At 72.8% G+C, this 25,487-nt stretch carries 20 protein-coding genes; 17 read left to right on the forward strand and 3 right to left on the reverse strand.

The window, feature by feature from the left end; genetic code table 11:
- Nucleotides 1-4: 4 nt before the first annotated feature.
- Nucleotides 5-976, reverse strand: coding sequence for a DUF1702 family protein (locus J3R08_RS10295; RefSeq protein WP_064447377.1), 972 nt, complete (start codon nt 974-976; stop codon nt 5-7).
- 413 nt (nt 977-1,389) lie between these two features.
- Between J3R08_RS10295 and J3R08_RS10300 the strand changes: the two genes are divergently transcribed.
- Together J3R08_RS10300 and add are read left to right on the forward strand one after the other, a co-directional pair.
- A complete protein-coding gene (locus J3R08_RS10300; protein ID WP_223201160.1) occupies nt 1,390-2,196 on the forward strand; it encodes an AraC family transcriptional regulator in 807 nt (268 codons plus the stop codon).
- A complete protein-coding gene (gene add / locus J3R08_RS10305; protein WP_199496029.1) occupies nt 2,196-3,173 on the forward strand; it encodes an adenosine deaminase in 978 nt (325 codons plus the stop codon). Before J3R08_RS10300 ends, add begins: the two co-directional genes overlap by 1 nt.
- Here add and J3R08_RS10310 read toward each other — a convergent pair.
- Nucleotides 3,164-5,647, reverse strand: a complete 2,484-nt coding sequence (locus J3R08_RS10310) for an ATP-dependent Clp protease ATP-binding subunit (protein ID WP_209960944.1) — start codon at nt 5,645-5,647, stop codon at nt 3,164-3,166. The genes add and J3R08_RS10310 overlap by 10 nt on opposite strands.
- 372 nt (nt 5,648-6,019) lie before the next feature.
- On the opposite strand from J3R08_RS10310, the gene J3R08_RS10315 reads away from it, so the two are divergent.
- From J3R08_RS10315 to J3R08_RS10360, 10 genes are all read left to right on the forward strand, one after another.
- On the forward strand, nt 6,020-7,921 hold the full coding sequence (locus J3R08_RS10315; RefSeq protein ID WP_223201159.1) for a BTAD domain-containing putative transcriptional regulator: 1,902 nt from the start codon (nt 6,020-6,022) through the stop codon (nt 7,919-7,921).
- A gap of 206 nt (nt 7,922-8,127) precedes the next feature.
- On the forward strand, nt 8,128-9,327 hold the full coding sequence (locus J3R08_RS10320; RefSeq protein WP_030499571.1) for a DUF6004 family protein: 1,200 nt from the start codon (nt 8,128-8,130) through the stop codon (nt 9,325-9,327).
- Nucleotides 9,328-9,455: 128 nt separating this feature from the next.
- A complete protein-coding gene (locus tag J3R08_RS10325; protein ID WP_043325252.1) occupies nt 9,456-10,352 on the forward strand; it encodes a 50S ribosomal protein L11 methyltransferase in 897 nt (298 codons plus the stop codon).
- A complete protein-coding gene (locus tag J3R08_RS10330; RefSeq protein WP_043325250.1) occupies nt 10,352-10,993 on the forward strand; it encodes a hypothetical protein in 642 nt (213 codons plus the stop codon). Before J3R08_RS10325 ends, J3R08_RS10330 begins: the two co-directional genes overlap by 1 nt.
- A gap of 5 nt (nt 10,994-10,998) precedes the next feature.
- Entirely contained in the window at nt 10,999-12,285 is a 1,287-nt protein-coding gene (locus tag J3R08_RS10335) for an AarF/ABC1/UbiB kinase family protein (RefSeq protein ID WP_069090021.1), read from the forward strand.
- Nucleotides 12,286-12,377: 92 nt separating this feature from the next.
- The gene (locus J3R08_RS10340) at nt 12,378-13,082 is read left to right on the forward strand and encodes a winged helix-turn-helix transcriptional regulator (RefSeq protein WP_209960946.1); all 705 of its coding nucleotides are present in this window, start codon (nt 12,378-12,380) and stop codon (nt 13,080-13,082) included.
- 248 nt (nt 13,083-13,330) lie between these two features.
- Nucleotides 13,331-14,608, forward strand: a complete 1,278-nt coding sequence (locus J3R08_RS10345) for an aminotransferase class V-fold PLP-dependent enzyme (RefSeq protein ID WP_209960948.1) — start codon at nt 13,331-13,333, stop codon at nt 14,606-14,608.
- A 22-nt stretch (nt 14,609-14,630) separates the two neighbouring features.
- Complete coding sequence (locus J3R08_RS10350) at nt 14,631-15,770, forward strand: PLP-dependent aspartate aminotransferase family protein (protein WP_187692301.1); 1,140 nt, start codon at nt 14,631-14,633, stop codon at nt 15,768-15,770.
- Between the two features lie 38 nt (nt 15,771-15,808).
- Nucleotides 15,809-16,711: a homocysteine S-methyltransferase family protein gene (locus tag J3R08_RS10355; protein WP_187692300.1), complete on the forward strand. Its 903-nt coding sequence runs from the start codon at nt 15,809-15,811 to the stop codon at nt 16,709-16,711.
- 63 nt (nt 16,712-16,774) lie between these two features.
- Nucleotides 16,775-17,428: a hypothetical protein gene (locus J3R08_RS10360; RefSeq protein ID WP_064447384.1), complete on the forward strand. Its 654-nt coding sequence runs from the start codon at nt 16,775-16,777 to the stop codon at nt 17,426-17,428.
- A 46-nt stretch (nt 17,429-17,474) separates the two neighbouring features.
- On the opposite strand, the gene J3R08_RS10365 is transcribed toward J3R08_RS10360, so the two are convergent.
- Nucleotides 17,475-17,651, reverse strand: a complete 177-nt coding sequence (locus J3R08_RS10365) for a hypothetical protein (protein WP_209960950.1) — start codon at nt 17,649-17,651, stop codon at nt 17,475-17,477.
- 137 nt (nt 17,652-17,788) lie between these two features.
- On the opposite strand from J3R08_RS10365, the gene J3R08_RS10370 reads away from it, so the two are divergent.
- Genes J3R08_RS10370 through J3R08_RS10390 form a run of 5 tightly spaced genes read left to right on the forward strand, consistent with a single transcriptional unit; the run spans nt 17,789 to nt 25,485 of the window.
- Entirely contained in the window at nt 17,789-19,126 is a 1,338-nt protein-coding gene (locus J3R08_RS10370; RefSeq protein WP_064447385.1) for an aminotransferase class V-fold PLP-dependent enzyme, read from the forward strand.
- The gene (locus tag J3R08_RS10375) at nt 19,123-20,823 is read left to right on the forward strand and encodes an ABC transporter substrate-binding protein (RefSeq protein ID WP_069090020.1); all 1,701 of its coding nucleotides are present in this window, start codon (nt 19,123-19,125) and stop codon (nt 20,821-20,823) included. The genes J3R08_RS10370 and J3R08_RS10375 overlap by 4 nt, the downstream gene beginning before the upstream one ends.
- Entirely contained in the window at nt 20,820-22,052 is a 1,233-nt protein-coding gene (locus J3R08_RS10380; RefSeq protein ID WP_043325237.1) for a hypothetical protein, read from the forward strand. Before J3R08_RS10375 ends, J3R08_RS10380 begins: the two co-directional genes overlap by 4 nt.
- Complete coding sequence (locus J3R08_RS10385) at nt 22,049-23,761, forward strand: ABC transporter substrate-binding protein (protein ID WP_043325235.1); 1,713 nt, start codon at nt 22,049-22,051, stop codon at nt 23,759-23,761. Before J3R08_RS10380 ends, J3R08_RS10385 begins: the two co-directional genes overlap by 4 nt.
- Complete coding sequence (locus J3R08_RS10390) at nt 23,758-25,485, forward strand: ABC transporter substrate-binding protein (RefSeq protein ID WP_113973290.1); 1,728 nt, start codon at nt 23,758-23,760, stop codon at nt 25,483-25,485. The genes J3R08_RS10385 and J3R08_RS10390 overlap by 4 nt, the downstream gene beginning before the upstream one ends.
- Nucleotides 25,486-25,487: the final 2 nt, after the last annotated feature.

Below are 25,487 nucleotides of genomic sequence, written 5' to 3' on the forward strand. Positions count from 1 at the left end.
CCGGTCAGCACCTCCCCAGCAGTACGAGATGGTCGGCGATCCGCTGACGCCACACCGCGAAGGCGGGCAGCGACGCCGAGTCGGTCAGATCGGTCAGGGCGGCATCGGTGATCGCGGCGGCCTGCTCGATGCTGGTGACGCAGAACGCGCCGACCGCGACAGCGGTGTGCGTCGGCACGTGTCCGGCCCGCATCCGGGCCTTGGCCGCGAACGCGGCGCCCTGGCCGAGCGCCGCCCGGTGCTCGCCGGCCGCCTCGCGCAGCGTTCGCAGTTCCGTCAGATCGGCGCCACCGGCGTAGCTGGCGGCCAGGCCGACCCCGCTCCACAGGTCGGAGTGCCGGTCGGCGGGGAACCGGTGGAGCAGCCGGACCAGTTCGGCCGGGTCGGCGCCGGCGACGAACCACAGCGCCCGGCCGATGCCCTGGTCCACCGCGTGCGGCGCGTAGTGCCGCAGCTCCGCCGGCCAGATGTGCGCCGGGTCGCGGTGCCGTGCGTGGACGTACCGGCCAGTGTGGAAGTAGGCCTGGTGGAAGCCGTAGCCGTCGAGGGCGAGCCAGCGCAGCAGCGGGTCGGGCGGGAGGATCGCCGGCCGGCGCCAGCGGGGCAGCCGGGCCATGGCCCAGCCGGCGCCCACGTGGGCCATGTAGACGTGCGCGTCGCCGCGCCCGGCCAGGAACCGCGCCATGCCCCGGCCGCCGCCGGGGCGGAGGCCGTCCATCAGGGCGTACGCCATCGCGGCGCCCTCGTAGGCGAAGCCGCGCAGCGGCGCCGGCCGGCTTTCCAGCAGTTCCTCGGCGGCCCGGGGCTCCGGCGCCCCGGCGGCGTCACCGAAACCGCCGATGAAACTCTGCCCGGCGCTTTCCAGGGCCTGCCGCGCGGCGTCGTTCTTGACATGGAAGCCGCGTGTGTCAAACAACGCCTCGCGCTTATCCGGCGTCAGGATTCGTTGTCGCAGTGCCAACAATATTCGGGCCATGGCAAGTCCAATTCGCCGTGGGTGTACGCGTGCGGATCCTGCTCGCCTGCAGAGAAGTTCTTCGATTGGCGTGCCCGCTCTGGCCAATACTCGCGGAACGCCTCGGCGACTGTCTTCTCGCAGGTTGCTGTGTTGCCTCAGGTGACCGTCGGCACCGCTTCGGCGGGCGCGCGGAGCCGGGTGCGCGCAAGCCTGGAAGTGGGTCCCGCACCGGCTCCGGCCAGCACGTATCGCCTGCCGCCGAGGGCGCCCGAGCGGCCCGCGTGCGGCAAATCAAGACTCGTTCAAGAGCCGCACAGCACTATTGGTCACGGTTTCCGGGTAGCGATGGAGGGGCCATGGGGCAGTTTTCAGGTGCCGACTGCAAGGAACATGACGGCCGGTCGGCCGCCATTGTCCGGGTGATTGAGCACATGAAAAGAGAGCTCGGCAGGCCGTTGCCGCTGGAAACGCTGGCGCGCCTTGCCCCGTTCAGCCCCTTCTATTTCCATCGCGTGTTCAAGCAGGCCACCTCGATGACACCGGCACGTTTCCTGGCCGCCCTGCGGATGGCCGAGGCGCGACGGCTGCTGCTGCGTTCCTCGCTCACCGTCACGGCGATCAGCGCCCAGGTCGGGTACTCCAGCGTCGGCACGTTCACCACCCAGTTCCGGCGCTGGGTGAGTCTGCCCCCGGAGCGGTTCCGCCAGCTCGCCCGGCAGTTGGCGGGCGTGTCGGTGGCGGCGCTGCTGCCGGTGATCCGCAGCCGCGCGATAGTCGCCGGCCAGGGCCCCCGGGCGCTGATGCACCTCGACACCGTGGACCTGCCGGGGCTGCTGCTCGCCGCGGTGGCGCCCCACGACGGGGGGCGCAACGAATGGTGGACGGCCGCGCCGCGTCCACTGCCGGCCGCGCTGCCCGCCACCGTGCCGCCGGGCGAGCACCGCGCCCGGGTCCTGCTGCTGCGCCCGGACCGGGACGCCACCTCGGCGCTCGTCGACGGCGCGCCGGACAGCTTCCTGATCGGCGACGCGGACCTGCGGATACCGGCCGAGACGGGCAGCGCCCAGCGCATCACCGTCGCGCGGGCCACGCTCACGGTGCCGGTGCGGCAGGTGCGGGTCACCGATCCGCCGTTGCTCTCGGCCACGCCGCTGCGCTGGCTGCTGGGCGTGTCGCAGGCCGGCTGGCGGGGGCGGACGCCGGTGATGGCCGAGCGGCGCGCGCTCCGAACCGCCTGATGGCCGTGCCGGCCCCGAAGATCGAGCTGCACGTCCACTTCGAAGGGACGGTGCGGCCGGAGACGCTCCTGGTCATCGCCCGCCGCAACGGTCAGCGGCTGCCCGCGGAGACGGTCGAGGGTCTGCGTCAGCTCTACGAGTTCACCGACTTCGACCACTTCGTCCGCACCTGGGTGTTGACCACCAACTGCCTGCGTACGGCCGACGACTTCCGGCGCATCGTGGTGGCGTACGCCGCCGAGGCGGCCACGCACGGCGCTGTCTACCTGGAGGGCATCTTCTCGCCGGCCGAGCGGGTGCGCCGGGGCGTCGGCTGGGCGGACATCTTCGAGGGGTACGCCGACGGCGCGGCCGAGGCGTACGAGCGGCACGGCGTACGGGTGTTGCTGACGCCCGACGTGGACCGCGAGTTGCCGCCGGCGGACGCGGAGGAGTGCGCCCGCCAGGCCGTGCGGTACCGGGACCGGGGCGTGGTCGGGTTCGGTCTGGGCGGGCCGGAGCTGGCCGCGCCGGCGAAGGCGTTCGCCCGGGCGGTGGCGATCGCCCGCGACGGCGGTCTGGCGTTCGTCCCGCACGGCGGCGAGGCGGGCGGGCCGGATTCGGTACGCGACCTGCTGGAGCTGGCTCCGGCCCGGATCCGGCACGGCATCCGGGCCGCCGAGGACGACGACCTGCTCGCCGAGCTGCGGGACCGGGGTGTGGTGCTGGACGTGTGCCCCACGTCGAACCTGCGGACCCGGGTGGTGGAGTCCGAGGCCGCGCATCCGTTGCCCCGCCTCGTCGCCGCCGGTCTGCGCTGCTCGGTCGGGACCGACGACCCGGCGATGTTCGGTACCGATCTGGGCCGTGAGCACGAGTTGGCGGCGCGTCTCGGGCTCGGGCCCGAGCGGGCGTACGCCGCCGGGGTGGCCGGGGCGCTCTGCGACGACGCGACGCGTGATCATCTGATGGCGGTGGGCCGGCGGGCCTACGGCTGACCCGTCGGCACCGGCTTGCCGGCCCGGAAGACGAGTGTGGACGTGTCGGTGTCGTCGGGGTCGCCCTCGCAGTCCACGACGACGATCTGGCCGGGGTGCAGTTCGTTGAACAGGATCCGCTCGGACAGGTTGTCCTCGATGTCGCGCTGGATCGTGCGACGCAGTGGCCGCGCGCCCAGCACCGGGTCGAAGCCCTTCTTCGCGAGGTACTTCTTCGCGTTGTCGGTCAGCTCCAGGCCCATGTCCTTGTTGCGCAGCTGGGTCTCGATGCGCTGGATCATGATGTCGACGATGGAGAGGATCTCGGTCTCGCGCAGCTGGTGGAAGACGATGGTGTCGTCGATCCGGTTGAGGAACTCGGGCCGGAAGTGCTGCTTGAGTTCGTCGTTGACCTTCTGCTTCATCCGGTCGTAGTTCGACTCGGAGTCCTCCGACGCCTGGAAGCCCAGCGACACCGCCTTGGCGACGTCACGCGTACCGAGGTTGGTGGTCAGGATGATGACCGTGTTCTTGAAGTCCACGATCCGGCCCTGACCGTCGGTGAGGCGCCCGTCCTCCAGGATCTGCAGGAGCGTGTTGAACACGTCCGGGTGGGCCTTCTCGATCTCGTCGAACAACACCACGGAGAACGGCCGGCGACGCACCTTCTCGGTCAGCTGCCCACCCTCGTCGTAGCCGACATACCCGGGCGGGGCACCGACGAGCCGGGACACGGTGTACCGGTCGTGGAACTCCGACATGTCCAGCTGGATCAGCGCGTCCTCGGACCCGAACAGGAACTCCGCCAGGGCCTTGGACAGCTCGGTCTTACCGACGCCGGACGGGCCGGCGAAGATGAACGACCCGGACGGCCGCTTCGGGTCCTTCAACCCGGCCCGGGTACGCCGGATCGCCTTCGAGACCGCCTTGACCGCGTCTTCCTGGCCGATGACGCGCTTGTGCAGCTCGTCTTCCATGCGCAGCAGGCGCGAGGTCTCCTCCTCGGTCAGCTTGTAGACCGGGATGCCGGTCCAGTTGCCGAGGACCTCGGCGATCTGCTCGTCGTCGACCTCACTGACGACGTCCAGGTCACCGGCCTTCCACTCCTTCTCCCGCTGCGCCTTCTGCCCGAGCAGCTGCTTCTCGGTGTCCCGCAGCTGCGCGGCCCGCTCGAAGTCCTGCGCGTCGATCGCGGACTCCTTGTCGCGGCGCACCTGCGCGATCCGCTCGTCGAAGTCGCGCAGGTCCGGCGGCGCGGTCATCCGGCGGATCCGCATCCGAGCGCCCGCCTCGTCGATCAGGTCGATCGCCTTGTCCGGCAGGAACCGGTCGGAGATGTACCGGTCGGCCAGCGTCGCGGCGGCGACCAGGGCGGCGTCGGTGATGGAGACGCGGTGGTGCGCCTCGTACCGGTCCCGCAGACCCTTCAAAATCTCGATGGTGTGCGCCAGCGACGGCTCACCCACCTGGATCGGCTGGAAACGACGCTCCAGAGCGGCGTCCTTCTCCAAATGCTTGCGGTACTCGTCGAGCGTGGTGGCGCCGATGGTCTGCAGCTCACCACGGGCCAGCATCGGCTTCAAAATGCTGGCGGCGTCGATCGCGCCCTCGGCCGCGCCCGCACCGACGAGCGTGTGGATCTCGTCGATGAACAGGATGATGTCGCCGCGGGTGCGGATCTCCTTGAGCACCTTCTTCAGACGCTCCTCGAAATCACCGCGGTAGCGGGAACCGGCGACCAGCGCACCGAGGTCGAGCGTGTAGAGCTGCTTGTCCTTCAGCGTCTCCGGCACCTCACCCTTGATGATCTTCTGCGACAGGCCCTCCACCACGGCGGTCTTGCCGACGCCGGGCTCGCCGATCAGCACCGGGTTGTTCTTCGTGCGGCGGGACAGCACCTGCATGACCCGCTCGATCTCCTTCTCCCGCCCGATCACCGGGTCGAGCTTGCCCTCCCGGGCAGCCTGGGTCAGGTTCCGGCCGAACTGGTCCAGCACCAGACTGGTCGACGGCGCGGCCTCACCCGGCGCCGCACCGGCGGCGGCCGGCTCCTTACCCTGGTAGCCGGAGAGCAGCTGGATCACCTGCTGACGCACCCGGTTCAGGTCAGCGCCCAGCTTCACCAGGACCTGGGCGGCGACGCCCTCACCCTCACGGATCAGGCCCAACAGGATGTGCTCCGTGCCGATGTAGTTGTGGCCCAGCTGCAGCGCCTCGCGCAGCGACAGCTCCAGCACCTTCTTCGCCCGCGGCGTGAACGGGATGTGCCCGCTCGGCGCCTGCTGACCCTGGCCGATGATCTCCTCGACCTGCTGACGCACGCCCTCCAGGGAGATGCCGAGGCTCTCCAGGGCCTTCGCCGCGACACCCTCACCCTCATGGATCAGGCCCAGCAGGATGTGCTCCGTACCGATGTAGTTGTGGTTGAGCATCCGGGCCTCTTCCTGGGCCAGGACGACAACCCGTCGCGCTCGGTCGGTGAACCGCTCGAACATGCCCTCGTGCTCCTCACCTGAGTCATCCGGCCACCAGAATACTAAGATTTCATATAGCATTCTGTCTATCCTGGATGCGCGACACGGGCCTCCAGGTGGGCGGCATCCCTTTCAGGGTGGGCCTTCGTCGGAACCGGGTCACGCAACCCGGCACGGCCCGCAACTTCTATCAATAGCTTCGCCATATGAAAAAGAACTCCCCGCCGTCGTCGTTCCGCCCGGCGGCCTTTACGCACGTCCCGGGCGGTGATCACGCTGCTCGGGCGGGTTGGCGGCCTGGCCTGCCGAGTTTCCTGAGCAATAGCTGAGTGTGGCGACGTGGTAACCGGATGTGCCAGTCTCGGGCTCACGCTGAGCCTGGGGGGATAGATGATGGAGAGTCGCGCCTGTTACCGGGTCGACCTGTTGGGTCCGCTGCGCGTGCGGCGGAAGGGGCATCCGGTGGAGCCCGGACCGGCCAAGCAGCGGGCGGTGCTCTCGCTTCTGGCGTTACGCCTGGGCGACAGCGTCCCGGTGAGCGAGGTGGAGGAGGCGGTCTGGGGCGGCGTAGTCCCGCCGAGCGCCCGGTCGCTCGTGCACACGTACGTGGCCCGGCTGCGCCAGGTCCTCGAACCGGAGCATCCGCCGCGGCGCCGGGTACGGGTCATCGCCTCGACCGTCACCGGGTACTCGCTGCGCGCCGAGACCGTCGAGACGGACGTCGCGCGGTTCCGCCGCTGTGTCGCCGAGGCCGAGAAGCGGATCGGCGAGGGCTGCCGTGAGGAGGCGTTCCACCTGCTCGGGCAGGCGCTGGACCTGTGGCGCAGCCCGACCCTCGGTGAGCTGCGCTCGCTGCTGCACGACAACATCGAGGTGGAGGCCCTGGGTGCGGCCTGGGTGGCGACCTCGCACAGCTACGTCGGTCTGGGGCTGCGGCTGGGACGCGCCGCAGCGGTGCTCGACACCGCCACCCGGCTGGCCCGGCTGGAACCCCTGCACGAGGCGATCCAGGCCGACTATCTGGCCGTGCTCGGCAGCAGCGGGCACCGGACCGTGGCCCTGCACCGGTACGCCGACATCACCGAGCGGCTCCGTACCGAACTGGGCGTCGACCCGGGGGAGGAACTGCGGGCGGTGCACCGGGCGCTGGTGCGCCCGGCCGGCCGTCCACCGGTGCCCCGGCCGGCGCCGGCGGTGCCGGCCGCAAGGCGCAGGCCCGGCTGCGGGCCGATCTCCGGGCCGCTGCACTGGCGGGCCGGGGACATCGCCGACCTGGCGGCCCTGCTGGCGAAGTACCGCGCGGTGACCGTCACCGGCGCGCCCGGCTGTGGCAAGTCGGCGGTGACCCTGCGCGCCGCCCACCAGGCCGCCCGCGTCTTCACCGGCGGGGTCCTGACGGTGGACACGCTCGATCTCAGTGACCGGCGGCAGCTGGAACGCCGACTGGCCCGGATGCTCGGGGGCAACGGCGCCGAGGATCCGGTCGAACTGCTGCGCGACCAGCCGACACTCGTGGTGCTGGACAACGCCGAGCACCTGGTCGACGCGTGTGCGGTGGTCGCCGACCGGCTGTTGCTGGCGTGCCCGGACGTGGCGGTGCTGACCGGCTCGCGTCAGCCGCTCGGGCTGCCGTACGAGCGGGTCCAGCGCCTGCATCCGCTCCCGGTGCCGCAGCCGGGCGGATGGCCGTCGGTCCTGTCCAATCCGGCGGTCGCGCTGCTCGCCGAACGGGCGGCCCAGGCCCGCCCCGGGTTCCGCCTCGACCGGCGGGACGCGGAGGTCGCGGTGGAGATCTGCCGCCGGCTCGACGGCCTGCCGCTGGCCCTGGAGATGGCGGCGGCGTGCCTGGCCACCGAGAGTCTGGACGGGGTGCTGCGCAAGCTGGAGGGACCGCTGGACGGACTGCGCCCGCCCGCCGCCGGACCGGAGTCACGCCACACGTCGCTGCGGGCGATGCTCGACCGTAGCGTCCAGCGCCTCGACGTGGCCGAGCGTTGTCTGTTCCAGCGCGTCGCGTTGCTGCCGGGGGTGTTCGACCTGGCGGCCGCCCAGCGGTTCTGGCGGCCCCATCCGTCCGGGCCCACGGACGTGCGGGTGGTGCTCGCCGCCCTGGTGGACAAGTCCCTGGTGATGCCGGTCGGGACGACCGGCGGCCGGTACCGGATGCTCGGCCTGCTGCGCCGGCTGGCGCTGGAGACGGGCACCCCGGGGGCCGTGACGAGTCCCGCCGCCGAACTGCCCCTGCCGCTGTCCCGGCCGTTGCTGCCGGCCGGCGCGGCGGCCGTGCCGGACTGACCGGCGGCCGCCGCGACGGCCCGCTCCCCGCCGGGGGAGCGGGCCGTCGCGTTCTGGAGGCCGATGACACCTGACGATGCTTCAGGCATTGACAGCACGCTTTAAAAACACATAGCTTGAAGTTCGGCGGGACCGGTCGGGTCCGGTCCACCAGCGGCCCTCAGACCGCCGCTGACCCCTGCCGACAGACATTGGAGGTGTCTGGCTTGAGCACCAGAGAGACCTACGAGTCCCTGAACCTCGAACCCAAGCCGATCCGCCCGCACATCCTCGCCGCGGCAACCGTGGTCTTCGGCGAGGACTACTACTCGGGCCGCCGCGAGACGATCAACCTGTCCGGCTTCGTGCAGCTCAACAAGTGGCCCATGCCGGGCTTCGAGCACAAGGTCGACGAGAACGGCTACGCGCAGTTCGCCACCGAGCTGATCAGCGCGCCCGAGGTGGGCATCAAGGGGTTCAGCTACGAGTTGGACGACCGCATCCAGGTCCTGTCCAACCCGTTCCTGCCCAACAGCGGGCACGTGCGGCAGATCGTGCCGGGCAAGAACTTCCCGGCCGAGTTCTACATCCGCCGCTTCGGCATCCTGGAGTCGAGCACGCTGCGGCTCGCCCACCGCAACGTCATCGACATCTACGGCGTGGTCGACAGCGTCCCGCCGTTCAAGAAGCCGCTGACCGGGCCCTACCTGGGCAAGCCGCGCGGTGACGGTCCCTTCGACGTGATGGCCGCGCCGAACGTCGTCAAGGGCACCACGCTGCCGGAGGCGTGGTACCCGGCCAACGACGAGAACCAGCCGGTCGGGATCACGCCGAACCTGTTCTTCGCGCCCAGCGCCGGCCCGTGCATGTCCATGCTGGTCGACCCGTCCATGATCATGCAGACCTCGCTGGAGGGGCAGATCGAGGTCGAGGTCAACGGCAAGACGGTGCGGGTCGACCTGGCCGGGGACTACCGCAAGGCGGCCGGTGCCGAGGTGCTGCTCTTCGGCCCGGACAAGCACGACGAGGGCCCGGGCGTGCTCGCCCAGCTGGCCCGCGTCGCGGTCGTCGGACACAGCCCGGAGCTGGGTGGCCGGGTCATGCTGCGGGCGAGCTGGCCGCGGGTCTCCGGCGGCACGCTGGGCGAGGGCAACGAGGACAGCCTTAGCCGGCTCAAGTTCCCCGGCGACCTGCACATCGACGCCGAGTTCGAGCTGGTCACGCCGCACGAGACGCTCTACGCCGCCAACTCCGTGCACGTCAACGGCAAGATGCGCGGCATGGAGGCCACCGGCACCGAGCTCAAGCTGGACGGCTCGGACACCGCCCTGGTCACCGTGGACGAGCAGCCGAAGGCTCGCCTCACCGGCGTCAACCTGGTGATGCGGGACGCGCTGGTCGGCGAGCACGCCGCGGTGAACGCCTGACCGACGGGTCCGCTTGACGGGCCTGCCGGCCAGAGGTTCTACTAGTAAAACCAATAGCAACGTACCGTCACGATGTCCCTCCCGGCTGCTACGGCGGTCGGGAGGGACGCGCGCTCAGGGGGTACCGCGTGGACCAGCGGCTGCTGCTCATGCACCAGATGATGCTCGGCGACGCGCCCCGGCTGCGGGCGTACGACAGGGCGCTGGAGGAGGCCGTCACCCCCGGCGACGTGGTGGTCGACGTGGGCGCGGGGCTGCTCGCGCTCTCCCTGCTGGCGCTGCGGCACGGCGCCGAGCACGTGTACGCGGTCGAGGCCGACCCGGCCACCGCCGCGGCGGCGGCCCGCATCATCGAGGCCAACGACCTCAAGGGACGGCTCACCCTGGTCACCGGCGACGCCCGTACGGTCCGGCTGCCCCGCAAGGCGGACGTGCTGGTCTCCGAGATGATGGGAAACCTCGGCCCGGAGGAGGAGATGGCCGAGGTGCTGCACGTGATCGCCCGTCGCCACCTGCGCCCCGGCGGCCGGGTGGTGCCCCGGCGGCTGCGGACCTGGCTGGCCGCGGCCGAGTTCGCCGACGAGGGCTGGGGGCTGTGGGGCGGCGACTTCTACGGCTACCGGCTCGACCCGGTGCAGGAGCTCGTGGCCCCGGCGGCCCAGCTGCACTTCTTCCAGCGTCCGCCGAAGCTGCTGACCGAGCCCACAGTGGTGCTCGACCAGGCGCTCGACGGCCGGTCGCCGTCCCGGCAGACGCTGCGGCAGCGGCTGCCGGTCATCGCGCCGGGGAGGCTGCACGCCGTGCTCGGCTTCTTCACCGCCGACTTCACCGACGACGTGACGCTGTCGAACTTCCCGTCGTACCCCGGATGCAACTGGGCGGTCTGGGTGTGGCCGCTGCGGCACACCGACGTGGCCGAGGGCGACGAGCTGTCCGTCGCCCTGCGCCGGCCGGCCCGGCGCGACGTCCGCGCCGTGACCGGCTGGCGGCTGGAGTGCGGCCTGTCCCGGCAGAGGAGGTCCTGATGCCCTTCGCGGTGGGTACCGTCCGCGACATTCCCGTCCGTGGCGCTCTCAAGCTCTGCGGCCTGACCTGGTCCGCGGAGTGCCTCTGGTTCTCCGAGGCGGTCTCCAGCCAGATCGCCTCCCTGGACCCGATCAGCGGCAAGGTGGTCCGCCGGCTCGACTGCCCCGGCGTGCGCACCGACCTGACCACGATCGGCGGGCGGCTGCTGCAGGTGGCGGGCGACGACCGCGTGCTGCGGCTGGTCGATCCCGAGGACGGCGAGCTGCTCGGCGAGTTCGGCAACCCGCGTCCCGGCAACGTGCTGTGCGGGCTGGAGGCGACCCGGCACGGGCTCTGGCTGGGCTACGAGGACCTGCGCCAGGTCGACCTGCGTGACCCGGACGGTTTCGGGCTGATCGACACGTTCCCGGTCCGGCAGCCGATCGCCGGCCTGACCGTCTCCGACAGCTACCTCGTCTACTCCGACCGCGACGCGGCCACCATCAACCTGTACGACGTGGCGGCCCGCCGGGAGGTGGCCGCCTACTCGGTCGCGGGCAACCCGACCGGCATCACCTGGGACGGCCGCCGCATCTGGTACTGCGACTTCACCACCCTGCAGCTCCGGGCGATCGAGGTGCCGGGCATCACGAAGGGTTGACGTCCATGGCGACCACGCGCGCTCTGCTGGCCCGCTCGACCCGGATCGGCGCGGTCGGCGCCGCCCACCTGCTGCCGGTGCTGCCGGCGGCGCTGGTCAAGGCGGTCCGAGGTGACCGGGCGGCGGCCCGCCGGCTGCTGTACCGCCGTCTCACCACGTTGCTGATGCGGCTCGGCCCGACGTTCGTCAAGGCCGGGCAGGTGCTCGGCACCCGGCGCGACGTGCTGCCGGCCGCGCTCTGCGACGAGCTGTCGGTGCTCCAGGACCGGGTCGACCCGATGACCCCCGAGCAGACCAGCCGGGCGCTGGCCGAGGCGTACGGCAGCGAGGCGCCCGCGGAGTTCGCGGAGATCGACCCGACGCCGGTGGCCAGCGGCAGCGTGGCCTGCGTCTACCGCGGCCGGATGCCCGACGGCGCCGAGGTGGCGCTCAAGCTGCGCCGTCCCGGCATCGAGTCGACGATGGCCCTCGACCTCGCGCTGATGCGGCACGGCGCCCGGGTGATGGCCCGGCTGCCGATGCTGCGCGGCGTCCCGGTGCGGGAGGTGGTCGAGAACATGTGCGGAGCGGTGTTCGGCCAGCTCGACTTCGCCCGGGAGGCGGAGAACCTGCGCCGGCTCAAGGAGAACCTCGCCGTGGTGCCCCGGGTCCGGGTGCCCGGCGTACGCGACGACGCCTGCCGGCCGCGCTGCCTGGTCATGGAGTTCATGCCGGACCTCGACGTGGACGTGGCGCGGTCGATGTCGGCCGCCGTGCGAAAGCGGTTCGCCGCCTCCGCGATGACAGCGATCTACCACATGCTCTTCGTGGACGGATTCGTCCACTGCGACATGCACCCGGGCAACCTCTACTTCACCCGGGGCGCCCAGGTGGTGGTGCTCGACGCCGGGTTCAGCGTGCAGCTCACCGAGGAGCTGCGCCGGCTGTTCGCGGAGTTCTTCATGAACATGTCGATCGGGCGCGGCCGGTACTGCGCCGAGATCGTGGTGCGCAGCGGCACCGGCCTGCGGCCGGACGCCGACGTGGAGACGTTCCTGGTCCGGATGGCCGACCTGGTGGAGCGCAGCCACGGGCTGCCGGCCCGGGAGTTCAGCCTGATCGCGTTCGCCGCGGAGATGTTCGACCTGCAACGCCGCTACGGCGTGCACGCCGCGCCGGAACTCATCTTCCCGCTGCTGTCGCTGCTGGTGATCGAGGGGACGGTACGCGAGCTCGACCCCGACCTCGACTTCCAGGAGCTGGCCAAGCCGGTGCTGATGCGGGGGCTCTTCGGCCGCCGGGCCGCCGCCTGACCGCTGGCCGAACGGTCCGCCGGGCCTGGCCGGTCGCTTCGACAGCGCGGCCCCACCTGCGCAAACAGCCGACTAAAATATACGATAGCGGAATGGCACAGACTGGCCTCGCCGGCAAGCGCTCCTACCACCAGTACTGCGGGCTCGCGTCCGCGCTCGACGTGCTGGGCGAACGCTGGACGCTGCTGATCATCAGGGAGCTGCTGATGGGTCCCCGGCGCTACAGCGAACTGCTCGCGGACCTGCCCGGCATCGGCACGAACCTGCTCGCCGACCGGCTCAAGTTCCTCGTCGACTCGGGCGTGCTGCGGCAGGTCGACGTGCACGGCACCGGCGGCCGGCTCTCCTACGAGCTGACCCCGACCGGGCAGGCGCTGCGGCCGATGGTGCTCGGGCTCGCGCACTGGGGCCTGGAGTTCGTCGGTGACCTGAACGCCGAGGACACGGTCCGCCCGCACTGGGGCTTCCTCGCCGTGGAAGCGATGTTCCAGTGGGACAAGATCTCCCCGATCGACGAGAGCTACCAGTTCCAGGTCGACGACGAGGTCTTCCGCATCGACGTCGCCGGCGGGGTGCCGCGCGTGGCGAAGGGGCCGTCCGACGACCCGACGATGGTGGCGACCACCGACGCGGCCACGTTCGTGCGCATCGGCGCCGGGCGGGTCACGCCGCTGATGGCGATGGTCGGCGGGCAGCTCAAGCTGGAGGGCGACATCGACGCGGTGCTGCGCTGCTGCGAGCTGCTCGGCCTGGACGCCGGCGCCGCGCCCGCCGCTCAGACGACCTCCGGTCACTGACCCGCGCCAGGGGGTGACGGGACCGGATCACTATATTATTCTGAACTAGCCTCGGCGTTCGTCGGGGCCCGTCGTCGTCCGGCACGCCGCGCCCGTGCGGCACCTCCCGAGCACTGTGGTCCCACGGGGACGACCGGTCCGCCCTCCGTCGCCCGAGCGCCTGACGGCGTCCGTGCGCGTCGCGGGGGCGACCCCGCGCGGCGCGTACGCCGGCACCGACGACCGGCCGTCAAGCGACAGGAGCCGGCATGACGGACACGGTGCGACACGATCCGGAGGCGCTGCCCAGGGCGGTACGGGACGACTTCCCCCTGCTGGCCCGCCGGGCCGGCGACCTCGTCGCCTACCTGGACAACGCCGCCACCACGCAGAAGCCCCGCGTCGTCCTGGACGCGATGACCGACTACTACACCGGGGCGAACAGCAACGTCGGGCGCGGCTACCACCGGCTCGGCCTGGAGTCCACCGAGCGGTACGAGCAGGCCCGCGAGAGCGTCGCGCGGGCGATCGGCGCGGCGCAGCCGGAGGAGGTGCTCTTCACCGCCGGCACCACCGCCGCGGTCAACCTGGTCGCGGACACCGCCGGGCAACGGGTGGCCGGGCCGGGCCGGCGGGTCGTGGTGACCGGCATGGAGCACAACAGCAACCTGCTGCCGTGGCGCCGGCTCTGCGACCGTACGGGCGCCACGCTCACAGTGGTGCCGGCCGGACCGGACGGGCGGGTCGGGGCCGACCGGTTCGCCGCCGCGCTCGGCCCGGACACCGCGCTGGTGGCGGTCACCCACGTCTCGAACGTGCTCGGCACCGTCAACCCGGTACGGGAGATGACCGCCGCCGCCCGCCGGGCCGGCGCGCTGGTGGTGGTCGACGGCGCCCAGGCCGTACCGCACCGGCCGGTCGACGTGCGCGACCTCGACGCCGACTTCTACTGCTTCTCCGGGCACAAGGCGTACGGGCCGATGGGCGTCGGCGTGCTGCACGGCCGCCGGGACCTGCTCGCCGGGCTGCCCCCGTACCAGGTGGGCGGCGGCACCGTGAAGGGCGTCGCGGCCGACCAGCCGGTCCGCTACCTCGACGGGCCGGCCCGGTGGGAGGCCGGCACGCCGCACGTGGCCGGCGCGGTCGGGCTGGCCGCCGCCCTGGACTACCTGCGCGACCTCGGCTGGGACGCGATCCGCCGGCACGACCGGGCGCTGGTCCGGCACGCCGTCGACGTGCTCGCCGCGATCGACCGGGTGCGGGTGGTCGGTGACCCGGCCGCCGACCCCAGCGGCATCGTCTCGTTCGTGGTCGAGGGCATCCACCCGTACGACGTCGGGGCGCACCTGGACCGGCACGGCGTGGCGGTGCGCTGCGGCGTGCACTGCGCCAGCACCTTCCTCGACGAGATGGGCCTGCTCGGCACGGTCCGGCTCTCCTTCGGCGTCTACAACACCACCGCCGAGATCGACCTCGTCGGCGAGTTGCTCGCCGGCGTACGACCGGGTCCCTGGACCGCCGACCACCCCGACGTCCGGTTCCTCTGAGCAGCGCCCGGAAGGGAGCGTCATGAGGTTCGACACCCGGCTGGTGCACGTCGGCCAGCGACCAGTGCCCGGCACCGGCGACGTGGTGCCGCCGATCCACCTCGCCACCACCTACGACCGCACCGCCCAGGACCCGCCGCGCTACTTCTACGCCCGGGGCGAGCAGCCCAACCGGGAGGCGCTGGAGGAGTGCCTCGCCGCGCTGGAGGACGCCCGGCACGCAACCGTCTACACCAGCGGGCAGGCCGCCGCCACGACGGCGCTGTCGCTGGTGCCGCCGGGCCGGCTGGTGCTCGCCTCCGACGACGTGTACGGCGGCACCCACCAGCTGCTCGCCGCCGCCGCCGAGCGCGGCGTGACGGTCCGGCCGGTGGACTTCGCCGACCCGGCCGAGCGGGACCGCGCGCTGTCCGAATGCGGTCCCGAGCTGGCCATGGCGTGGCTGGAGACGCCCACCAACCCGCTGCTCAAGGTCGCCGACATCGCCGCGGTGTCCGACCTCGCGCACCGGCACGGCGCCCTGGTGGTGGTGGACAACACGCTGGCCGGGCCGGTGCTGCAACGACCGCTCGCGCACGGCGCGGACATCACGCTCTACAGCACCACCAAGTCCGTCGCCGGTCATCTCGACGTGCTCGGCGGCGCGCTCGTCTACCAGGACGAGGAGCTGCACCGGCGGTTCCTGGCCTACCGCACGGTGGCCGGCAACGCCCCCGGCGGCTTCGACTGCTATCTCACCCACCGCGGCCTGAAGACGCTGTCCCTGCGCACCGCCCGGCAGGTGGAGAACACCCGCGCGGTGGTGGCGGCGCTGCTGGCCGAGCCGAGCGTCGCGACGGTCAGCTATCCGGGCCTGCCCACGCATCCGCAGCACGCGGTGGCGGCCCGGCAGATGACCGCGCCCGGCGCGCTCGCCGCCTTCGAGTACCGCGGCGACCCGGCCAAGCTGCTCGACCGGGTACGCCTGTTCACCGCCGCGGTCAGCCTCGGCGGCGTCCGCTCCCTGATCGAGTGCCCGGCGCTGATGACCCACCGCCCGGTGCCGCCCGAGGTACGCCGGCGTCTCGGGTTGACCGACCGGCTGATCCGGATCTCACCCGGCATCGAGGACCCGGCCGACCTGGTCGAGGACCTGGTCACCGCGCTGCGTGACGGCGCCTGACCCGCTGACCGGCATTACCGCCCCGCGAAGGAGGAGACATGTCCGCATTCACGACCGGCGGCGCCCCGGTGGTGCTCGACGGAGGACTCGCCACCGAGTTGCAGCGCGCCGGGCTGCCGTACCAGCCCCCGTGGTGGGGCACCGCGGCGTTGCTGGCGGACAGCCGGCGGCGCGTGCTGCGCGACGTCCACGAGCGGTTCCTGACCGCCGGGGCGCAGGTGCTCACGGCGAACACGCTGCGCTGCAACCTGCGGGCGCTGCGCCGCGCCGGACTGGAGGACGCCGGCCTCGGCTGGATGGTGCACGCGGCCGTCGGCGTCGCGCTCGCCGCCCGCAACACGGCCGGCGCGCCCGGCACCCGGATCGCCGCGTCGATGGCTCCGGTGGAGGACTGCTACCGGCCGGACCTGGTGCCGGCCGACGACGAGCTGCGTGAGGAGCACCGCTGGCTGGCCGTGGAGCTGGTCCGGGCCGGGGTGGAGCTGGTGCTGGTGGAGACCATGAACACCGCCCGCGAGGCACGCATCGCGGTGGAGCAGGTACGCGAGGTGGGCGCCCGGGCCTGGGCCGCCTTCGTCTGCGACGACCAGGGCCGGCTGCTGTCCGGCGACTCCCTGGTGGACGCCGCCCGCGCGGTGCGCGCCGCCGGGGCCGAGGTGGTGCTTGTCAACTGCACCGCCCCGGAGGCGACCGAGCGGTGCCTGCGGGCGCTGCGCGACGCCGACGACGGCCCGATCGGCGCGTACCCGAACCTGGAGGACCGCCGCGACGGCGCGCCCGGGCCGCGCCCGCTGCTCGACCCCGCCGAGTTCGGCGACCTGGTCGCCGGCTGGGCGGTGGAGTACCGGCTCGCCGTGGCCGGCGGGTGCTGCGGCGCGTCGCCGGCGCACATCGCCGCGCTGACGGCCCGGCTGAACGCCCCGGTGGCGGTCGTCGACTGACGCCGCCCGCAGGTCCGCCGGCCCGGCGCGGGCCGGGTCAGCCAACGAAGGGAGAACGAGACGGTGAGCGGCTCGACGATCGCACCGCCCGTCGAGGTGGTGCGCAGCCTGCCCGGCCCGGCCGGCTACATGTGCGGCCTGACCTGGGACGGCACCTGGCTCTGGCACTCCGACCAGGACGCCGCGCGGATCTTCGCGATCGACCCGGCGGACGGCGCGGTACGCCGGTCCTTCGCGTACCCGGACGTGCGGGCCGACCTGGGATACGCGGACGGAAAACTGTGCCAGATCGGCGGCCGGCCGAAGCGGATCCTGCTGATCGACCCGGCCACCGGCCAGACCGTCGGGTCGAAGCCGGTACGGCCCTCCAACGGCCGGGTCACCGGCATGGAGACCGGGCCCGAGGGCGTTTGGCTCTGCCTGCGCGCGCCCGCGGTGATCCAGCTACGGGACTTCGAGACCATGACGGTGCAGCGGGAGCACCCGGTCGTGGGGTCGCCCTCGGGCCTCACGTACGCCGAGGGTCACGTGCTCTACGCCGAGTTCGAGGACGGCCTGCTGCACGCGGTCGAGGCGGAGTCGGGCCGGCTGGTCGCCACGGTGCGGCTGCCGGGGCATCCGACCGGGCTGGCCTGGGACGGCGAGCTGGTCTGGTACTGCGACTTCGCCGACCGGCGGTTCAAGGCGGTCCGGCTGCCGGACGTGCTCGGCGGCTGACCGGCCCGGTGGGGGCGGCGGCCCGGCCGCCCCCACCCGCCCGGCGTCAGGGCACCCGGTCGCGCGCGTCGAACTGCTCCTGCCGGCGGTCGCGCTCACCGCCGGCGCCGGCGGACGGCGGCCGGCAGCGGCCGGCGCAGCCGCACGAGCAGCCGGAGGCAGCCGGCTCCGTCCGCTGAGGATCTTCGGTGTCCGGCCAACCGCCGGTGTGGCACGCGATCATCGCTTCTCCCTGCTCTGCGGTGGGACGCGCCGGAGAGCCCGGCGCGGTCGGACGGGGCGGGCAGCGGGACGACTATTTACTTGAGAATCATATGGTAAATTCGCTGGCGGGTGCCAGCTCCTGACAGGAGGGACGCCATGCGCGTCAGCGTGACCGACGACCCCGCGACCACGACGGCCTCCCGCACCGGCGGGCCGCCCGCACCGGCCGACCCGCTGCGCGCCGCTTCCTTCGCGGAGCTGCGGTCGCTGTTCGCGATGGAGCCCGACGCGGTCCACCTCAACACCGGCACCATCGGCGTGATGCCGTACGAGGTGCTGGATGTCAACGACCGGGTGACCCGGGAGTGGAACGGCGGACTGCGCAACGTCTACCCGCCCGGCATGTACCCCGAGCACCGCGCCGCCATCGGCCGGGCGTTCGGCGTCGACCAGGACGAGATGGTGATCTGCCACAACGCCACCGAGGGGGTGGCCCGCGTCATCAACGGGCTCGACCTGCACGAGGGCGACGAGGTCATCACCACCAGCCACGAGTGCTACTCGGTGCTGTCCAACTTCAACCTGCTGCGCAACCGGCACCGGATCACGCTCACCGTGCTGACCCCGCCGGTCGGGCCGGACGTCACCGCCGAGGAGATCGTCGACATGTTCGCCCGGGCGATCACGCCGCGGACGAAGGTGCTGGCGTTCGCCGCCGTCACGCTGTTCACCGGCACCCGGATGCCGGTGCGCCAGCTCTGCGACCTGGCCCAGCAACACGGCCTGACCACAGTGGTCGACGGCGCGCTGCTGCCCGGCCTGTTCGACACCGACCTGCGCGCGCTCGGACCCGACTTCGTCACCTGCTCCGGCTCGAAGTTCCAGTGCGGGCCGCTCGGCACCGGGCTGCTCTACGTCCGCAACAAGGTCCACCCCGAGCACAACCCGCTGCCGCTGCCGACGTTCTGGCCGGTCATCTCCACCTGGTACCCGATGATGGGCGCCCCGCCACCGCGTACCACCACCCGGGTGGAGAGCTACAACATGGGCGACTACCTGCAGAGCGCCGGCAGTGCCAGCATCGCCCGGGGCGCCGCCCTGGCGAAGGCGTGCGAGCTGTGGGACCGCATCGGCCGGGACCGGATCGAGCGGCACGCGGTGGCGCTCGGCGCGCACACCCGCGCCCGGATCGTCGAGCGGTTCGGCGTCGAGTCGCTGTACTCACCGCTCACCGACGACCGGCTGACCGCGCCGCTGGTGGCGTTCAACCCGTTCCCCGACCGGGCCGACGGCTGGAACATCACCAAATTCGCCCGCCTCGTCGACGAGCTGGAGAGCCGGCACCGGATCTGGACCCGGTGGACCGAGTTCGACGTCGCCGGCTCACCGCACCAGCACTACGCCGCCCGGATCTGCACCCACCTCTACAACACCGCCGAGGAGGTCGACCTCGCCGTCGACGCCATCGCCGACCTCGTCCGGGAGCTGTCATGACCGTCGCCCCGTACCGGCCGGAGCCGGCCACCGCGCGGCGGCGCGGCGGCGTGCTGCGGGTGGTCGCGCCCACCGACGCCGCACCGCTGGACCCCAGCTGCGCCCCCGCGTCGGCGGCCCCGTTCGTCCGGCTGCACACCCGGCAGCTCGTCACCTGGCAGACCGCCCGGGACGTCCGCGACTGGCAGGCCGTCACGCCGGTGCCCGACCTCGCCCTGGAGGTCCCCTCCACCTGGAACGCCGGGCTCGGCGCCAGCCACCGCAGCTACGTGTTCCACATGCGCCCCGGCGTCCGCTGGGACACCCCCGACCGGCGTCCGGTCACCGCGCACGACGTGGTCCGCGGCTTCAAACGGATGTGCAACCCGGTCCGGCCCTCACCGTCGCTCGCGTACTTCGCGAGCACCGTGCGCGGCCTCGCCGACTTCGCCACCGCCTGGGCGGCGGAGGCCACCCACCGGGCCGGGGACGCGGCGACGCTGGCCGCGTACCAGAACGCGCACGAGATCCCCGGCGTCTTCGCGCTCGACGACGAGACGCTCGTCATCGAGCTGGCCCGGCCGGCGCTGGACTTCGTGCACATGCTCGCGCTGCCCGCGGCGTCGGCGGTGCCCGTCGAGCACGACGCGTTCGTCCCCGGCAGCCCCGAGGCCGCCGCCCACCTGCGCGCCAACGGGCCGTACCGGGTGCGGCGGCACCGGCCCGGCGAATGGGTCGAACTGGTCCGCAACCCGGCCTGGGAGCCCGCCGCCGACCCGTACCGGCGGGCCGAGGCCGACCGGGTGGAGCTGCGCCTGAGCGACGGCGCCGGCCGCGCCGACGCGGAGCCCACCGACGCGCCGGCCGAGGTGCCGGTCGCGCCCGCAGTCGGCGGGCTGCCGGCCGCCGAGCCGGTCGACGGCGACGGCGCGCTCGGCTGGGCGCTCGACCCGTACCTCCTGCTCAACCTGCGCGACCCGGTCTGGGCCGACCCCCGGGTACGGCAGGCCGTGGCGCTCGCCGTGGACAAGGCCGCGGTGGCCGACCTGTACCGGCGGCACCGCCCCGGCGTGCCGGTACGGATCGCGGGCTCGCTGATCCCGCCGGGCAACGCCGGGCACGACACGGCCGATCCGTACCCCACCGGTGATCCGGCGCGGGCCCGTGAACTGCTCGCCTCGGCGGGCCACGCCGACGGCACGCCGCTGGTCCTGATCCACCCGCACTCCGGCCTCGGACCCGAGGTGGCGCACGCCTGCGCGAGCGACCTCACCCGGGCCGGCCTGCCGACCCGGGCGGTCGGGCTCGCCGACGCCGCGTACACCGAGGCGCTGCGCGCCCCCGCCACCGCCGGCGGCTGGCAGCTCGCGGTGGCGGCGCGCGTACCCGACTGGCTGGAGCACAACGGGCGGGTCTTCGCGCAGGCGATGCTCCAGGCGACCCCGGTGCCCGGCGGCGCCAACCACGGCGGCTACGCCGCACCCGAGGTGGACGCGCTGATCGAGCGGGCGCTCGACGCGCCGGAGCCGTGGCGGGCCGACGCCGCCTGGCGGGCCGCCGCGGAGCGCGCGGTCGCCGACGTGGCGGTGGTGCCGATCCTGCACCGGGCGCCGGTGGCCGCGCCGAGGCGACCGGACCGGGTCGACGGGATCACGCCGCTGCCCCCGCAGGGGTACGCGGTGGACCTGACCGCCGCACGCCCGGGGGTGGACGAGTGAACCCGCTGGTCCGCGACTACCTGCTGCTCGGCCTGCGCCTCGGCCGGCTGGTCGACGGGCTCGTCGACTGCTACTACGGTGACCCGGCGCTGCGCGACCAGGTCGCCGCCGAACCGCCGCCCGACCCCCGCGAGCTGTCCCGCCAGGCCGGCCGGACGCTCGCCGCCCTCGACGACAGCGACCTCGAACCGGCCCGCCGCCGGTACCTCACCGCCCAGCTCGCCGCGCTGCGCGCGGTCGCCGACCGGCTCGCCGGCACGCCGATGTCGTTCCGGGAGGAGGTGCGCGCCTGTTACGACGTCGACGTGACCCGCACCCCGCCGGAGCGGTACGCGGCGGTGCACGACGAGATCGACGCGCTGCTGCCCGGGCCGGGACCGCTCGTGGACCGGGTGGAGGAGTTCTACCGGCGCAACACCGTCCCGCCGGAACGGCTGCACCGCTGCGTGCAGGCGGTCTCCGACGCGCTGCGCGAGCGGACCCGGGACCGGTTCGGCCTGCCCGGGACCGAGCGTGTCGAGTACACGGTGGTCCGGGACGCGCCGTGGAACGCGTACAACAGCTACCTGGGCGGCTTCCGCTCCGCCGTGGCGCTGAACGCGGCGAGCGGCCGGTCGGTGGCCGCGCTGCCGATCATCGTGGCGCACGAGTCGTACCCCGGCCACCACACCGAGCACTGCCTGAAGGAGGCCGGCCTGGTCCGCGACGGCGGCCAGGACGAGCACACCATCGCCCTGGTCGACACACCCCGGTGCCTGGTCACCGAGGGCCTGGCCGAGGCGGCGGTCGACGCGGTGCTCGGCCCCGGCTGGGGCGAGTGGACCGCCGGCATCCTGGCCGGGGAGGGCGTCCACGTCGAGGGCGAGCGGGTCGAGCGGATGCGCGGCCTGATCGTGCGCCTGCTGCCGGCCCGCATCGACGCCGCCCTGCTCCTGCACGACGAGGGCGGCGACCGGGCGGAGGCACTTGCCTACCTGCGGCGGTGGATGCTGCTGCCACCCGACCGGGCCGAGCAGATGGTCACGTTCGCCGCCGACCCGCTGTGGCGCGCGTACTCAGTCACCTACTCCGAGGGCGGCCGGCTGGTCGACGCCTGGCTGGCCGCCCGCGAGCCGGACACCAGCCTCGCCGACCGCTTCGACACGCTGCTGCGGGAGCCGCTGCTGCCGTCGCAGCTGCGCGCCGACGTGGCGGGGACCGCAGAGACGACGAAAGGTGTGTGTCGATGAACGGCGGCCAGCCCCGGTACGGGGGAATCCTGCGGCTCTACGGGCCCGGCAGCATGGACCATCTCGATCCGGCCTGCGCCTACTACATGCTCGGCGGGCAGATCATCCGGCTCTTCGCCCGCCAGCTGTTCACCTACCGGCCGGTCGCCGACCTGCGCGACCCGTCGGCCGTCACGCCCGTGCCCGACGTGGCCGAGGCGGTGCCGACAGTGGACAACGGCGGCATCAGCGCCGACCACACCCGCTACACGATCCGGCTGCGCCCCGGCGTGTACTGGGACACCGACCCGCCCCGCGAGGTGACCGCCGGGGACTTCGTGCGCGGCTTCAAGCGGATGGCCAACCCGGTGTTGCAGGCCGGCGGGATCGGCTACTTCACCAGCACCATCCGGGGTATGGCCGAGTACTGCGACGCGTACGCCGCCGCGATCACCTCGGCCGAGCCGGCCGCCGCCGAGCTGGCCGCGTTCCAGAACAACCACGAGATCGCCGGCGTCCGCGCGGTCGACGACCGGACGATCGTCTTCGACCTGATCCGCCCGGCGGTGGACTTCCTGCACATCCTGGCGCTGCAGTGCGCCTCCGCCGCCCCGGTCGAGTACGACGAGGTGCTGCCCGACAGCGCGGAGTTCCGGCGGCGGGTGCGCTCCAACGGGCCGTACCGGATCACCCACTACGCCCACGGCGAGTCGGTGCGGCTGGACCGCAACCCGGTGTGGCGCAAGGCGTCCGACCCGGTGCGCCAGCAGTACCTGGACGGGGTCGAGGTGACCATGGAGATCGCCAGCCCGCAGCAGGTGGGGGAGGTGATCGACAGTGGCCGCGCCGACCTGTCCTGGGCGTCACCGATCACCGAGCCGTACGACGTGGCGCCCACCGACCCGGGCAACGACCTCGGCTACGCGCTCAACCCGTACCTGGTGTTCAACCTGCTCAGCCCGAACGCCGACCGGGCGATGAGCAAGCTCAAGGTGCGCCAGGCCATCGCGTACGCGATAGACAAGGCGGCGATCGCCGAGATCTACCACGGCCTGGAGGCCGGGACGGTGATGTTGTCCGGGCACACGGCGATCCCGCCCGGCAACGACGGGCACGTCGACTTCAACCTGTACCCGACACCGGGGGACCGGGGCGACCCGGAGCGCTGCCGGGCGCTGCTGGCCGAGGCGGGCTACCCGGACGGGCTCACCCTCACCGCCGTGCACCGGGACGTGGACGCCAACCCGGAGGTGGCCCGCTCCTACGCCGCCGACCTGGAGAAGGGCGGCATCAGCGTCCGTCTGGTCTCGCTCGGCCACGCCGAGTACTACCAGTTCCTGCGCGACCCGGCCAACGCCCGCGCCGGCGCCTGGGACATCTCCGCCCCGTCCTGGACGCCCGACTGGTTCGGCCCGAACGGGCGCACCTACGTCCAGCCGATGTTCCAGACCAACACGTCCCGCGGCACCAGCAACTACGGCGGTTACAGCAATCCGGAGGTCGACCGGCTGATCGAGGAGGCGCTCGGCGCCACCGACCGGGCCCGCGCCACCGAACTGTGGCACCAGGTCGACCTGTGCGTCATGCGGGACGCCGCGATCGTGCCGATCCTCGTGCACGCCCCGACCATCCCGCACCGCAAGGGCCGGCGGGTCCGCAACGCGATCGCCATGCCCACGGTGGACCGCTGGTTCGACCTGTCCAACCTCTGGCTGGAGGAGTCCGCATGACCACGGCAGACGCATCGACGGACCTCGGACTGATCCCCGGCGCGGACGGCCCGCGCCGCGGCGGCACGCTCACCCTGGTCGGCGCGGGCGACGTCGACCACCTCGACCCGGCGCTGGCGTACCACACGGTGACCCGGGGGATAGTCCGCGCGTACACCCGGCAGCTGGTCACCTACCCGTCGACCCGCGACCACCGGCGGGCCGGGGACCTGGTGCCGGACCTGGCGGTGGCGGCGGACGGGCCGTACGACGCCGAGGGCCGCCGCTACCGGTTCACGCTGCGCGACGGGCTGCGCTGGGACCTGCCCAACGGACCCCGGCCGTTGACCGCCGCCGACGTGGTACGCGGCATCAAGCGGCTGGCCCACCCGATGGCGCCCAGCCCTGGCCTGCCCTACTACCTGAGCACCGTCGAAGGGCTCGCCGAGTTCCGCGACGACCTGCTCACCCTGCCCCGCGACCTCAACGTGGTGGCGCCCTACCTGGAGGCCGCCGAGGTGCCCGGGCTGCGGGTGCTCGACGACCGGACGGTGGAGCTGACCACCCGCCGCCCCACCTCCGACTTCCTCAACCTCCTGGCGTTGCCGTTCGCCTCCCCGGCGCCGGAGGAGTACCTCTGGTTCGTGCCCGGCAGCCCCGAGCTGGACCAGCGACTCGGCTCGATCGGGCCGTACCGGATCACCGCCTACGAGCCGGACCGGCTGATCACGCTGGAGCGCAGCCGCACCTGGGACCCGGCCACCGACCCGGTCCGTGCCGCCCACGTGGACCGCATCGAGGTGCGGCAGGGGCTGGACGAGAAGACCTGCCACGACATGGTGATCCTCGGTGACGCCGACATGTTGTGGGACATCCAGCCGCTGACCGAGCGGCTGCCGGAGATGTTCGCCGCCGGGGACCCCCGGCTGGAGGTCTGCCCGGCCGGTCTGTTCAGCCCGTACCTGGTGATCAACGTGCTCAGCCCGAACGAGGGCGGTGCGCTGGGCCGCCGGGAGGTCCGGGAGGCGTTGCAGTACGCGATCGACAAGACCGCCGTGGCCGAGGTCTGGGGCGGGCGTCGCCTCAACGACATCGCCGAGCAGATCCTGCCGCCGCTGTGCCGCGCGCACCGGCCGTTCGCGCCGTACGCGGCGAACGACGGCGCCGGCGACCCGGAGCTGGCCCGCCGGCTGCTCGCCGACGCCGGCTACCCCGACGGGCTCACGTTGAAGCTGGTCTACCGGGACCGGGACATCCACCCGGAGACCGCGCGGGTGGTCCGGTCCGCCGCCGCCCGGGCCGGCATCACCCTCGACCTCGTCCCGGCCGGCATCACCGAGCTGTTCGGCACATACCTGGGCCGGGCCGACGGCGCCCGCGAGGGCCGCTGGGACGTGGCGCTGTCCGGCTGGGAGCCGGACTGGCACGGCAACAACGCCCGCGTCTACCTCCAGGCCCTCTTCGACAGCTCCGGCGTCTCCGGCAACGACGACTGGGGGTCGAACTTCGGCCACTACCACAACGAGGTCGTCAACGAGCACATCGACGCGGCGCTGAGCTGCGCCGACGAGAGGGCCGCGAACGAGCACTGGCGGGCCGCCGAGCGGGAGGTGCTGCGCGACTGCGCGGTGGTGCCGATCCTCTTCGCCCACCAGTACTGGCTGCGCGGGCACCGGGTGCGCAACTGGCTGCCGTACCCGGTGCTCAACGGCGACCTGACCAACCTGTGGCTGGGGGAGGACTGACG

The organism is Micromonospora sp. HB375 (assembly GCF_017872985.1).
GTDB lineage: Bacteria > Actinomycetota > Actinomycetes > Mycobacteriales > Micromonosporaceae > Micromonospora > Micromonospora chalcea.

Bases quoted from the DNA above. Each gene is read 5' to 3' on its own strand.
- J3R08_RS10295 (WP_064447377.1), bottom strand. From the start codon at position 976: ATGGCCCGAATATTGTTGGCACTGCGACAACGAATCCTGACGCCGGAT.
- J3R08_RS10300 (WP_223201160.1), top strand. From the start codon at position 1,390: ATGAAAAGAGAGCTCGGCAGGCCGTTGCCGCTGGAAACGCTGGCGCGC.
- add (WP_199496029.1), top strand. From the start codon at position 2,196: ATGGCCGTGCCGGCCCCGAAGATCGAGCTGCACGTCCACTTCGAAGGG.
- J3R08_RS10310 (WP_209960944.1), bottom strand. From the start codon at position 5,647: ATGTTCGAGCGGTTCACCGACCGAGCGCGACGGGTTGTCGTCCTGGCC.
- J3R08_RS10315 (WP_223201159.1), top strand. From the start codon at position 6,020: ATGGAGAGTCGCGCCTGTTACCGGGTCGACCTGTTGGGTCCGCTGCGC.
- J3R08_RS10330 (WP_043325250.1), top strand. From the start codon at position 10,352: ATGCCCTTCGCGGTGGGTACCGTCCGCGACATTCCCGTCCGTGGCGCT.
- J3R08_RS10335 (WP_069090021.1), top strand. From the start codon at position 10,999: ATGGCGACCACGCGCGCTCTGCTGGCCCGCTCGACCCGGATCGGCGCG.
- J3R08_RS10340 (WP_209960946.1), top strand. From the start codon at position 12,378: ATGGCACAGACTGGCCTCGCCGGCAAGCGCTCCTACCACCAGTACTGC.
- J3R08_RS10345 (WP_209960948.1), top strand. From the start codon at position 13,331: ATGACGGACACGGTGCGACACGATCCGGAGGCGCTGCCCAGGGCGGTA.
- J3R08_RS10350 (WP_187692301.1), top strand. From the start codon at position 14,631: ATGAGGTTCGACACCCGGCTGGTGCACGTCGGCCAGCGACCAGTGCCC.
- J3R08_RS10355 (WP_187692300.1), top strand. From the start codon at position 15,809: ATGTCCGCATTCACGACCGGCGGCGCCCCGGTGGTGCTCGACGGAGGA.
- J3R08_RS10365 (WP_209960950.1), bottom strand. From the start codon at position 17,651: ATGATCGCGTGCCACACCGGCGGTTGGCCGGACACCGAAGATCCTCAG.
- J3R08_RS10370 (WP_064447385.1), top strand. From the start codon at position 17,789: ATGCGCGTCAGCGTGACCGACGACCCCGCGACCACGACGGCCTCCCGC.
- J3R08_RS10375 (WP_069090020.1), top strand. From the start codon at position 19,123: ATGACCGTCGCCCCGTACCGGCCGGAGCCGGCCACCGCGCGGCGGCGC.
- J3R08_RS10385 (WP_043325235.1), top strand. From the start codon at position 22,049: ATGAACGGCGGCCAGCCCCGGTACGGGGGAATCCTGCGGCTCTACGGG.
- J3R08_RS10390 (WP_113973290.1), top strand. From the start codon at position 23,758: ATGACCACGGCAGACGCATCGACGGACCTCGGACTGATCCCCGGCGCG.